This is a genomic window from Micromonospora sp. NPDC049101, from assembly GCF_040648675.1.
GTDB lineage: Bacteria > Actinomycetota > Actinomycetes > Mycobacteriales > Micromonosporaceae > Micromonospora.
This window is the reverse complement of the sequence record NZ_JBEZED010000004.1, coordinates 244,529-256,022: the sequence shown is the minus strand read 5'-3', so window position 1 is coordinate 256,022 and position 11,494 is coordinate 244,529. Positions and strand designations below refer to the sequence as shown.

General features: G+C 73.0%; 9 protein-coding genes and 1 pseudogene. 5 read left to right on the top strand and 5 right to left on the bottom strand.

Annotation, left to right across the window (positions count from 1 at the left end; translation table 11 throughout):
* Positions 1 to 24: 24 nt before the first annotated feature.
* The 4 genes from AB0B57_RS07245 (at position 25) to AB0B57_RS07230 (ending at position 3,433) form a co-directional block, all read left to right on the top strand.
* Positions 25 to 1,794, top strand: a complete 1,770-nt coding sequence (locus AB0B57_RS07245; protein WP_357066211.1) for a proline--tRNA ligase — start codon at positions 25 to 27, stop codon at positions 1,792 to 1,794.
* A 57-nt stretch (positions 1,795 to 1,851) separates the two neighbouring features.
* Positions 1,852 to 2,277 (top strand): CBS domain-containing protein, encoded by a 426-nt coding sequence (locus tag AB0B57_RS07240; protein ID WP_252416973.1) that lies wholly within the window; start codon positions 1,852 to 1,854, stop codon positions 2,275 to 2,277.
* A gap of 71 nt (positions 2,278 to 2,348) precedes the next feature.
* Positions 2,349 to 2,777, top strand: a complete 429-nt coding sequence (locus AB0B57_RS07235) for a SufE family protein (RefSeq protein WP_357066208.1) — start codon at positions 2,349 to 2,351, stop codon at positions 2,775 to 2,777.
* Between the two features lie 20 nt (positions 2,778 to 2,797).
* On the top strand, positions 2,798 to 3,433 hold the full coding sequence (locus tag AB0B57_RS07230; protein WP_357066205.1) for a DsbA family oxidoreductase: 636 nt from the start codon (positions 2,798 to 2,800) through the stop codon (positions 3,431 to 3,433).
* Between the two features lie 68 nt (positions 3,434 to 3,501).
* Here AB0B57_RS07230 and AB0B57_RS07225 read toward each other — a convergent pair whose 3' ends face one another.
* From AB0B57_RS07225 to AB0B57_RS07205, 5 genes and pseudogenes are all read right to left on the bottom strand, one after another.
* Positions 3,502 to 4,050: a YbaK/EbsC family protein gene (locus AB0B57_RS07225; RefSeq protein WP_357066547.1), complete on the bottom strand. Its 549-nt coding sequence runs from the start codon at positions 4,048 to 4,050 to the stop codon at positions 3,502 to 3,504.
* Positions 4,051 to 4,145: 95 nt separating this feature from the next.
* Positions 4,146 to 4,340, bottom strand: a complete 195-nt coding sequence (locus AB0B57_RS07220; protein ID WP_357066201.1) for a hypothetical protein — start codon at positions 4,338 to 4,340, stop codon at positions 4,146 to 4,148.
* Between the two features lie 75 nt (positions 4,341 to 4,415).
* Positions 4,416 to 5,069, bottom strand: a complete 654-nt coding sequence (locus AB0B57_RS07215; RefSeq protein WP_357066198.1) for a GAP family protein — start codon at positions 5,067 to 5,069, stop codon at positions 4,416 to 4,418.
* Between the two features lie 51 nt (positions 5,070 to 5,120).
* A complete protein-coding gene (locus AB0B57_RS07210; RefSeq protein WP_357066195.1) occupies positions 5,121 to 6,509 on the bottom strand; it encodes an MFS transporter in 1,389 nt (462 codons plus the stop codon).
* 58 nt (positions 6,510 to 6,567) lie between these two features.
* A pseudogene (locus AB0B57_RS07205) lies at positions 6,568 to 6,884 on the bottom strand (hypothetical protein).
* 162 nt (positions 6,885 to 7,046) lie between these two features.
* Between AB0B57_RS07205 and AB0B57_RS07200 the strand changes: the two are divergent.
* On the top strand, positions 7,047 to 11,489 hold the full coding sequence (locus AB0B57_RS07200; protein WP_357066192.1) for an HAD-IC family P-type ATPase: 4,443 nt from the start codon (positions 7,047 to 7,049) through the stop codon (positions 11,487 to 11,489).
* Positions 11,490 to 11,494 lie beyond the last annotated feature (5 nt).

Genomic DNA, 11,494 nt, shown 5'->3' with positions numbered 1-11,494 from the left:
TCGGCGCCGCTCTACGCTGCGCGCATGCTGCTGCGCATGTCGACCCTGTTGCTGCGAACCCTGCGCGAGGACCCGGCCGACGCGGAGGTGCCGAGCCACCGGCTCCTGCTGCGCGCCGGTTACATCCGTCGCGCCGCGCCGGGCGGCTACACGTGGCTGCCGCTGGGCAAGCTGGTGCTGGACCGGATCACCGACGTGGTGCGCGGCGAGCTGTTCGCGATCGGCGACCAGGAGGTGCACTTCCCGGCGCTGCTGCCGGCCGATCCCTACCGCACCAGCGGCCGGTGGACGGAGTACGGCGACGACATCTTCACCCTCGCCGACCGGCGTGGCGCCGAGCACCTGTTGGCACCCACCCACGAGGAGATGGCGGCGCTGCTGGTCAAGGACGTGTTCACCTCGTACCGGGACTTTCCGGTGACGCTGTTCCAGGTGCAGACGAAGTTCCGCGACGAGGCGCGGCCCCGGGCCGGTCTGCTGCGCGGCCGGGAGTTCCTGATGAAGGACGCGTACTCCTTCGACCTGGACGACGCGGGGCTGCGGGACGCGTACGCCCGGCACCGTGCCGCGTACCAGCGGATCTTCGACCGATTGGGCCTGGACTACGCGGTGGTGCACGCGATGTCCGGGGCGATGGGCGGCTCCGCGTCGGAGGAGTTCCTGGCGGCTACTCCGGTCGGCGAGGACACCTTCGTGGGCTGCACCGCCTGCGACTACGCGGCAAACACCGAGGCCGTGATCACCCGGGCGCCGACCGCCGGTGACCCGAGCGCGCAGCCGGCCGCCGAGGCGCACGACACTCCGGAGACGCCGACGATCGTCAGCCTTGTCGAGCTGGCGAACGCCCGCCGGTTGGGTGGTCGGGACGGCTGGACCGCCGCCGACACCCTGAAGAACGTGGTGCTGTCCGTCCGGCAACCGGGTGCCGACCGGGCCGAGCCGCTGGTGATCGGGCTGCCCGGGGACCGGGAGGTCGACCTGAAGCGGGTCACCGCCGCGTTGGCGCCGGCCCAGGTGGCCGTCTTCGACGAGTGGGCCGAGCATCCGGAGCTGGTTCGCGGGTACCTCGGGCCGCAGGTGCTCGACAAGCTGGGCATCCGCTACCTGGTCGATCCCCGGGTGGTGCCCGGCTCCGCCTGGCTGACCGGGGCGAACGAGCCCGGCCGGCACGCGACAGACGTGGTCTGCGGGCGGGACTTCACACCCGACGGCACGATCGAGGCGGCCGAGGTGCGCGCCGGTGACAGCTGCCCCGACTGCGGCGACGGCGAGCTGACGATCCGGCGGGGTATCGAGATCGGCCACATCTTCCAACTCGGTCGCCGGTACACCGACGCGTTCTCGGTCGACGTGCTCGGGCCGGCCGGCAAGCCGGTCCGGCCGACCATGGGCTGCTACGGCATCGGGGTGTCCCGGGCGGTCGCGGCGATCGCCGAACAACACCACGACGACCGGGGGCTGGTCTGGCCGGCGGCGATCGCGCCGTGCGACGTACACCTGGTGGTCGCGGGCAAGGGCCCGCAGCTCGACGCGGCGCTGGAGCTCGGCGGACGCCTCGACGCCGCCGGCCTGCGGGTGCTCGTCGACGACCGGACGCACGTCTCGGCCGGGGTCAAGTTCACCGACGCCGAGCTGATCGGCATCCCCCGGGCCGTCGTGGTCGGCCGCCGGCTCACCGAGGGGTACGTCGAGCTGCGCGAGCGGGCCGGCGACGGGCGCACGGAGGTGCCGCTGGACGGGTTGGTGGACCTGCTCGTCCACGAGGTACGCCAGGCGCGTGGGAACCTGGTGTAGCTGCCGCGTCACGGGGTAGTGCAGTCGGATCGAGTGAAAACGTCTTCGGAGGCTCTCATGACCGGTTACCGGGTCAGTGACGTGATGACCAAGCAGGTGGTATACCTGCCGGCCGAGACCACCCTGGACGAGGCGGCCAGGGTGATGAAGGAGGCGGACATCGGCGACGTGGTGGTCACCGACGGCGCCAGCCTCGCCGGCATGCTCACCGACCGGGACATCGTGGTGCGGGCCGTCGCGGAGAACAGCTCCCCCGCGGCCACCACCATCGGCTCGATCGTCACCCGCGAGGTGGTCATGATCGAGCAGCACTGCACGGCGGGTGAGGCGGCGGCGCTCATGCGGGACCGGGGCATCCGCCGCGTGCTGGTCTGTGACACCGACCGCAAGCTGGTCGGAATCGTCTCGCTCGGCGACCTGGCCATGCAGCTCGACCCCACAAGCGCCCTCAGCGAGATCAGCGAGCAGTCGCCGACGGTGTGACGAACGGGCCGGGCCGGGCGGCGGTGTGCGCCGCCGGCCGGTCCGCGGGTGGCCGGCGGTAGCCTCGACGCATGGCTGACATGCCGGCCCGACTGGCCGAGATCGTCGACGAGTTCGCTGCCGCGCCGCGCGACCTGGTGTTGGAGATGCTCCTGGAGTACGCGGACGTCATCCCGGTGCTGCCGGAGGGCACCGTCGAGCGCGAGGGCATGGAGCAGGTGCCCGAGTGTCAGACGTCGTTCTTCCTGCGCGCCAAGGTGACCCCGGAGGGCACCGTGGCGACGATCTTCGACTGCCCGCCGGAGGCGCCGACCACCCGGGCGTTCGCCGGGATCCTCGCCGAGGGGTTGGCCCTGGCGAGCCCGGAGGAGGTGCTGGCCGTGCCGGACGACCTCTACCAGCGGATGGGGTTGGCGCAGGCGATCAGCCCGCTGCGGATCCGCGGCGGCACGGCGATCCTGGGTCGACTCAAGCGTCAGGTGCGGGAACAACTGGCCTGACCGCGAGGTTGGCACCGATCATGGAGATCGAGATCTACGCGGACGTCGTCTGCCCGTGGTGCTACATCGGCAAGCGTCGCCTGGATGAGGCCCTCGCCAGCTATCCGGGCGAGGTGACGGTCCACTACCGGCCGTTCCAGCTCGACCCGTCGCCGGTGCCCGAACCCCTCCCGGTGGTGCAGGCGCTGGCCGGCAAGTTCGGCGGCCCGGAACGCGCCCGGCAGGTGTTCGCCCACGTGACCCAGGTCGCGGCGGGTGACGGCCTTCACCTGGATTACGACCGCGCGGTGACCGCCAACACCTTCGACGCGCACCGGCTGGTCTCCTGGGCCACCGACCGGGGTAGGGCGGCCGAGATGGTGGAGGCGCTCTACCAGGCGCACTTCCACCACGGGGTCGACATCGGGTCGCGGGAGGCGCTGGCCACCCTGGCCGGCGAGATCGGCCTGGACGCGGCCGACGCGCGCCGGTTCCTCGACTCCGACGAGCGGGTCACCGACGTCGCCGCCCAACTGGCCGAGGCGCAGGGCCTGGGCATCAGCAGCGTGCCGACCTTCGTCCTGGCCGGAAAGTACGCCGTCTCCGGTGCGCAGGAGGTGCAGACGCTGCTCGCCGCGCTCACCGAGGTCGAGCAACGCGAGGCCGCGGCCCACTGAGCCACCGGGACGTCCGGCATCGATGATCACGATGTTTCACGTGCAACAACATCGATGCCGGTCCATGCTCAGGCTGGCCTGGCCAGCCCCTCCACCACCTGCGCGCCGGGCAGTGCACCCAGCGCCGGCCCCGGCAGCGCGATCTTGCTGTGCCGTACGCCGGAGCCGATGATGACGTGCGGGGTGGCGATGACCCGGGCGTCCACCAGGATCGGCCACTGTGCGGGCAGCCCGATCGGGGTGATGCCGCCGTACTCCATCCCGGTCAACTCGACCGCGTCGGTCATCGGGGCGAAGCTCGCCTTACGGACGTCGAGCGCCCGGCGGGCCACCCCGTTGACGTCCGCCCTGGTGGTGGCCAGGACGATGCAGGCCGCGTAGCGGACCACACCCTCACGCTTGCCCGCCACCACGACACAGTTGGCCGACACGTCCAGCCCCACCTCGTACGCCGCACAGAATGCCGCGGTGTCGGCGAGCTCCGCGTCGATCGGCGCGACCAGCACGTCGTTGACGTCCACCGGCGCGTCCGCGGGCCACTGCGCGATGACCTCCGCCACCGGCGGGGCGAGCAGGTCGAGGCGGGCGCGGGCGGGTTCGGTCTTCAGCGTTCCCATCACGGGTGCGATCCTCGCATCCGGCACGCCGAACCGCCCGGCGGCTCCCGGGTCGTCCCGCGACACCGCCGGCCGGGGCCGGACCGATCCGGTGCTCAACTGCCGGCGAGGAAGGCGTTGTCGCGCAGGAAGGAGCGGTCGCGGGCCGCCGCCAGCTCCTCCTCGCGCCGGGCCCTGGCTCGTTGCAGCTCCAGGTCCTCCATGGCATGCCGGACACCCAGCCGGATCACGCCGTAGAGGAAGACGAAACCGAAGACGTAGAGGATCACCGTGGTGACGACAACGAACATGCCGTCACCGTAAGACGAACGTGAACCGCTGTTGCTCTCATCTCCGCCCGGTTCCCCCGTACGTGTCTGCCCGGCTCACCCCGAGCGGATCAGGTCCAAGACGGTCAGCAGCGCGAAGAACGCGATCACGATCTCGTTGACGATCCAGGCGTGCCCCTCGGCCCACTCCCGCATCCGGGTCAGGGTCCGCGCCGCCCGGGCTCCGAGCAGCAGCAACGCCAGCAGCGGCAGTGCGAGCAGAAGCACGGTGAGCAGCACGAACGGCACCAGGTGCCACCACGGCAGGTTGTGCCGGGCCACGCTCGCCCCGACGGCGGCCATGGTCAGGTCGTCGGTCGGCGTCAACACGAAGAGCAGCGCACCAAGTCGCAGTGCCGTACGCGGGTCGGCGTGCTCGATGCTGCCCAGCCACCTCGGCGGCCCGGACCGGTGCCGTCGTACCCACACCAGCACGGCCAGGCCGACCAGCAGGGCGAGAACCACCAGATCGATGGCGGGACCGCGATCGACCCTGCCGGCGACGGCACTCGCGTCGGCGGCCAGCCCGCCCACCCAACGGGTCAGCAGCCAGCTCACCGTCACTCCGGCCGTGACCACCAGCCCAGCCCCGGCGAGGAAACCCAGCGACGCCGCCCGGGGCCGGTCCGACGAGGCGAGGAAGACCGCCACCACCAGTTGGGTCCCGGCGACCATCACCACGGCGAGTGGCAGGACGGTCAGGAAGTTCATCGCCCGCCATCCTCCCGGCACCACCGGGCCGGACGCGGCCGAATCCTCGGATCACCCGCCCGGTCGCGCGCTCCCACCCACCACGACGCGGCCGGCCAACAGCGCGCCGAGCAGCGCCAGGCCCGCCGTCACCGCCAGCGTCGCCGTGTAACTGCCCGGGCCCGGCGCGCTCCCCGCGGCCAGCAGGGCACCGGTCAGCGCGAGCACCGTCGCCGCGAAGAGGGAGTCGCCCAGTTGCAACGAGGAACTGTTGCGGCCCTGCTCGCCGGGGGCGGACAACTCCAGGGTGAGCACCGACAGCGACGGGTAGAGCAGCCCCATGCCGAGGCCGGCCACCGCCCAACCGACGACCGCGACGGCCACCGGAAGCTCGGGCCGGACGGCCAGCGCCACCGTGGCGGTGCCGACCGTGATGCAGCTCAGCCCGACACGCGGCAGGGTGGCCCGGGACGCCGGCACCGGGATCCGGCCCTGCAACCAGGAGCCTGCCGACCACGCCAGCGCGCCGACCGTGAGGACCAGCCCGGCGGCGGTCGGCGAGAGACCCCGCTCCCGGGAGAGCAGCAACGGGATGACCACCTCGGCGCCGACGAAGGCCGCCGACGCCAACCCGCGCAGCCCCACCACCGTGGGTAGCCCCCGGGCCGCCCGCAGGAACCCGGCCGGCAGCAGACGCGGGGCACACACCAACAGGCCGACCACGGCGAGCGCGACGAGCGTCAGGGCGGTGGCACCGCGCTGCTGCCCCCCGATGTGCAGCAGAGCGGCGCTCACCGCGGCCCCACACGCCCAACCGATCCGGCCCGCCGCGCCGGCCGGCGGCCGGGCCTCCGCGCTCCGCCCCAGCGACCGCAGGCCGGGGTGGATCAGCAACACCGCCGGCACCGCCACCGCCGGCACCGCGAGGAAGACCCAGCGCCACCCCAGGTGCTCCACGATCAGACCGGCCACCGCCGGACCCACGAGCGACGGTACGACCCACGCCGCCGCGAACGCGGCGAAGATCCGCCGGTGCAGCTCCTGCGGGTACGCCTGCCCGACGATCACGTAGAGCGCCACCGACAGCAGCCCGGAGCCGAACCCCTGCACCACCCGCCCGACGACCAGCACACTCATCACGGGAGCGGTCCCGGCGATCAGCAACCCCACCACGAACCAGGCGACCCCGTGCCACATCGGGCCCCGAGGGCCCCGGGCGTCACACCAGATGCCGGACACCACCATGGCCAGCACACCGGTGGCGAACGGGCCACCGAACGCGATCCCGTACAGCGCGAGCCCGTCCAGGTGGTGGGCCACGGTCGGCATCGCCGTACCGACCGCCAACGCCTCGAACGCCAGCAACGAGATCAACGCGACGCTGCCCACGGTCATCGCCCGCAACCGAGGTGCGAACAGTCCCGGTGCGGTCGGTGCGGTGGTGGCGACTGTGCTCGGCATGACCCGAGCATGCGACTTGAACCTGGATTCAGGTCAATCGTCGGTGACCCGGCTCTCGTCAGGCATCCTGGAGCGCCTGACCGACCCCGCGCACCAGTCCCGACAGGTGTTGGTCCGCCAGCAGGTGACCGGCGGTGATCACCAGGGCGATCGGCCACTCGATGACCTGCAGTGCGGCGAGGACACCGAGCCCCGCGTAGTAGGCGACCTTGTCCGGTGGCGGCACCGCCACATCGCCCAGCATCGGTAACGCCACCCGCCGGGTGTACATCCGAACGTTCTCGTGCGAACCGTTGAGATGTCGCGTCAGCGTGCTCATGCCGGCCTCCCCATGTCCGGTGAAGGTCGTCGGATTCCACGGCCCACCCCGTCCATGCGCCGGCAGCGGCGGAAAGTTCCACCACCGCAGGGGCATAACGGACGGCAGGTCGGGAAGCCAGGCCGCCGGACGTGAGCGCGCTGGGAGGACGACATGGGCAAGGTCAGGACCAGCAGCAACAGGGAGTCGGGCCAGCGTCCGTCCAGCCGTACGCCTCGATGACGGCGGCGGGTCGCGCAGCCAGCCGCATCCTGCCGTCCTTCGGCGTGCCGCACCTGGTCGGCGAGGCGTCCCGGACCGTCGGTTCGGCCGCGACCCGGCTGGCCCGCACGGCCGGGCTGACGCGGCGTCGGGTCTGGTCCCGACCGGGAAGACACCACATCGAGGTGCACGGCGTCTGCCAGGACGGCGGCAACAAACTGGCACGTCAGGTGGAGGGCGCGCTGGAGCGTCTGCCCGGGGTCGCCTGGGCTCGGGTCAACGCCCCGTCCGGGCGGGTGGTGGTTGCCGTCCAGGCCCCCGAGCCGGCACTGCGCGACCTGATCGCCACGATCAGCCGGATCGAGCAGACCTGCGACCACGAACCCGACCCGGAGATCCCACCGCCGCACCCACCGGAGGAGGGGCCGCGAACCCCCCGTACCCTCGGCGCACTCGCCTCGGACGCGCTCGGCCTGACCATCTCGGCGGCCACCCGGATCCTGCCGTTCGCACCGCTGCCCGGTGAGGTGGCCGGCCTGCTCTCCGCGATCGACCTACAACCGAAGCTGCACCAGTTCATCGGCAAACGGCTGCGCTCAGATCCCCGCGCCGACCTCCTCTTCCCGCTGGCCGAAGCGGTGGTGCAGGGCCTGACCGGCCGCTGGACCGGGATCGCCCTGGACGGCGCCCAACGGTTGGTGCAGTGGGGCGAGGCGCGGGCCCAGCTCGCGGCCTGGGAGCGGGCCGAGCCACGACTGACCGGCGACCCGGAACGAGCCACCGCCCGCTGGCCGGTCGTCGAGCGTCCCCGGCCGAAGCCGGACGGCCCGGTCGAGCGGTACGTCAACCGCATGCTCGCCGCGGGAGCGGCCACGGGTGTCGCGGCGATGCCGTTCGCCGGGCCGAAACGGGCCGCCGCGCTGGGCCTGTCCACCCTGCCGAAGGCTCCTGGCAGTGGACGCGAGGGGTACGCCGCCCAGCTCGGCCGGATGCTGGCCCGGCGCGGAGTGATCGCGATGGACCGCAGCGTGCTGCGGGAGCTGGACCGGATCGACACGCTCGTGCTGGACGCCGCCGTGCTCGGCTCGGACCGGGGCGTACTCGCCGATCTGGCGCCGGCGCCCGGCGCCGACGTCGACCAGGTGGCGGAGCGGGCCTTCGCGCTGTTCGACCCGGACGACCCGGCCGCCTCGCGCACGGCGGACGGTTGGCGGCTCGGACCGCTGGACCAACTGCCCGGCAGCGACCCGAATGCCATCCCGGACGGCGACCGGCTGCGATCCGCCGGCGGCCAGCTACTCGGCCTCGCCCACGGCGACCGACTCGCCGCCCTGCTGCGGGTCGAGCCGGAACCCGCGCCCGGCGTCGACGGCCTCCCGGCCGCCGCCCGGCACGCTGGCCTGCGGCTGGTGGTGGCCGGCGGCGACGAGCAGCGGTACGGCTTCGCCGATGCGATGCTGCCCGGCGGAGACCAGTTGACCGAGTCGGTACGCGCGTTGCAGCGCGACGGCGCGGTGGTGATGCTGGTCTCGGCGGACCGCAGGGCGCTCGGCGCGTCCGACTGCGGTCTGGGGCTCGCCGCACCGGAGGCGCTGCCGCCCTGGGGTGCACACCTGCTGGTGGGTGTCGACCTGCGGGTGGTGGCCCTGGTGGTCGAGGCGACCGGGGTGGCCCGGCGGACAGCCCAGCAAAACATCCGGTTGGCCATGGCCGGCACCGGTCTCGGGGCGTTGGGGGCGTTCACCGCTCCGCCGACCCAACTGCCGCACAAGGCGCTCGTCGCGGTCAACGGCGCCGCCGGGTTGGCCTTCGCGAACGGGGTCTGGCAGGCCGGCCGGTTACACGACACGTCGGACACCCCGGCACCCGTGACGACCGCCTGGCATCTCATGCCGGTCAACACCGTGCTGGGCCACCTGCGCACCACCCCGGACGGGTTGGCCAGCGCGGAGGCGCAACGCCGGTACGACGGCTCGGTTCGCGACGGCCAGGCCGCACCCGGACGTGGCGGTCTGCTGCGCGCCTTCGTGGACGAGCTGTCCAACCCGCTGACCCCGGTGCTGGCCGCCGGGGCGGTGCTCTCCGCGTCGTTCGGCTCGCTTGTCGACGCCGCACTCGTGGGCAGCGTGGTCGGTGGGTCCGCCCTGATCGGCGCGGTGCACGAGCGCAACACGGAACGGTCGCTGGCGGAGCTGCTGTCCCGCTCGGCGGTGACCGCACGGGTCCGCCGGGACGGCGCCGAGCGCGTTCTCGCCGCCGAGGACCTGGTCCTCGGTGACGTCATCGCCCTGGAGCCGGGCGACTCGGTGCCCGCCGACTGCCGCGTACTCGACGCGGTGGGCCTGGAGGCGGACGAATCGTCACTGACCGGTGAGTCGCTGCCGGTCGCCAAGTCAAACCGACCGGTGGTGGCCGCCGCCATCGCCGACCGACACTCCATGCTCTACGAGGGCACCACCGTCGCCGCCGGGCACGGCACCGCCGTGGTGGTGGCGACCGGCTCGGACACCGAAGCCGGCCGCAGTTTGGCGCTGGTGCGACAGGCCCCGCCGACCAGCGGGGTGGAGGCCCGGCTCGGCTCGTTGACAAGCGCCGCCATCCCGTTGGCCGCCGGTTCGGCGGTGGCGGTCGCCGGCGCGGGCCTGCTTCGGGGCGTACCCCTGGCCGAAACGGCGGCGACCGCCGCGAACCTCGCCGTGGCGTCGGTGCCGGAGGGGCTGCCGTTCCTGGTCTCCGCGGCGCAGCTGGCCGCCGCCCGGAGGCTGGCCGAGCACGGCGCATTGGTGCGCAACCCGCGCACCATCGAGGCGCTGGGTCGGGTGGACGTGCTCTGCTTCGACAAGACCGGCACCCTCACCGAGGGCCAACTGCTGCTCGCCGGGGTCGGTGACGGCGTCGGCGACCGGTACGCCCCGGTGGACCGGCTGGACGACCGACTCCAGTTGACGCTGGCCGCGGCCCTGCGCGCCACCCCCGCCGCGGCGACCCCGGAGGAGTTGGCGTTGCAGACCGACCGGGCGGTACGGCGGGGCGCCGGAGTGGCCGGGGTGGTGGAGCAGACCGGTGCCCCCGGCTGGCGGGCTGCCGGTGGGCTGCCGTTCGAACCGTCCCGCGGCTATCACGCGAGCATCGGAGAGACCAACGGTCACCTGTTGCTGAGTGTCAAGGGTGCTCCGGAGACCGTGCTGCCGCGCTGTTCGACCCGGCGCACCGACGGCAGCCAGGAGCCACTTGACGACGCCGGGCGCGCGGAGCTGGAGCGGATGCTCGCCGACCGGGCCGGGGCGGGAAACCGGATCCTGGCCGTCGCCGAGTGCCAGGTGGACGACCCGACGGTGACCGACACCGACGTCCGAGGGCTGACCTTCGTGGGTTTCCTGGCCCTCGCGGACGGGGTGCGGGAGAGCGCCGCTCCGGCGGTACGACGGATCCGACAGGCCGGCGTGCACACCATCATGATCACCGGTGATCATCCGGCCACCGCCGAGGCGATCGCGGCCACCATCAGCGAGCACGACGAACAGCGGGTGGTCACCGCCGGCGAACTCGACCAACTCGACGACGAGGCGCTCGCCGAACGGTTGGCCCACACCGACGTGGTGGCCCGCTGCACCCCCGCGCACAAGGTGCGGATCATCCAGGCGTTGCAGAAGTGCGGGCGAACCGTCGCAATGACCGGTGACGGCGCCAACGACGCCCCGGCGATCCGGCTGGCCGACGTCGGCATCGCCCTCGGCCAACGGGGCACCCCGGCGGCACGGGCCGCAGCCGACCTGGTGGTGACCGACGACCGGCTGGAGACCATCATCGCCACCCTGGTCGAGGGTCGGGCGATGTGGTCCTCGGTGCGACACGCGCTCAGCATCCTGGTCGGCGGCAACCTCGGCGAGATCGCCTTCAGTGTGCTGACCGCCGCGGCGACCGGCCGCTCCGCACTCACCGGCCGACAACTGCTGCTGGTCAACCTCCTCACCGACCTGGCACCGGCACTTGCCATCGCGGTCCGCCCACCCGCGTCGGACCGCACCGACACGCTCCTGCGGGAAGGCCCCGACGCGGCGCTCGGCGAGAGCCTCACCAGGGAGATCGGGCTGCGGGCGGCAGCGACCACGCTGGGCGCGACAGCGGGGTGGACGTTGGCCCGCTACACCGGACGCCGCCAACGCGCCGGCACCGTCGCCCTGGTGTCCCTGGTCGGCACCCAACTCGGCCAGACCATCCTGGCCGGCGGCACCAGCCCGGCCGTGCTCGCCTCCACGGCGGCGTCACTGGGCGTGCTCGTCGTGGTGGTACAGACGCCGGGCGTGAGCCAGTTCTTCGGCTGCACCCCGCTCGGGCCCGTCGGCTGGAGCATCGGGGCCGGCTCGGCGCTCGGCGCGACCTTCGCCAACGGCGCGCTCACCAAGCTGATGGAACACGTACCCCAGGCCCGACCGGACACCACGCCCACCGACAGCTGAACCGG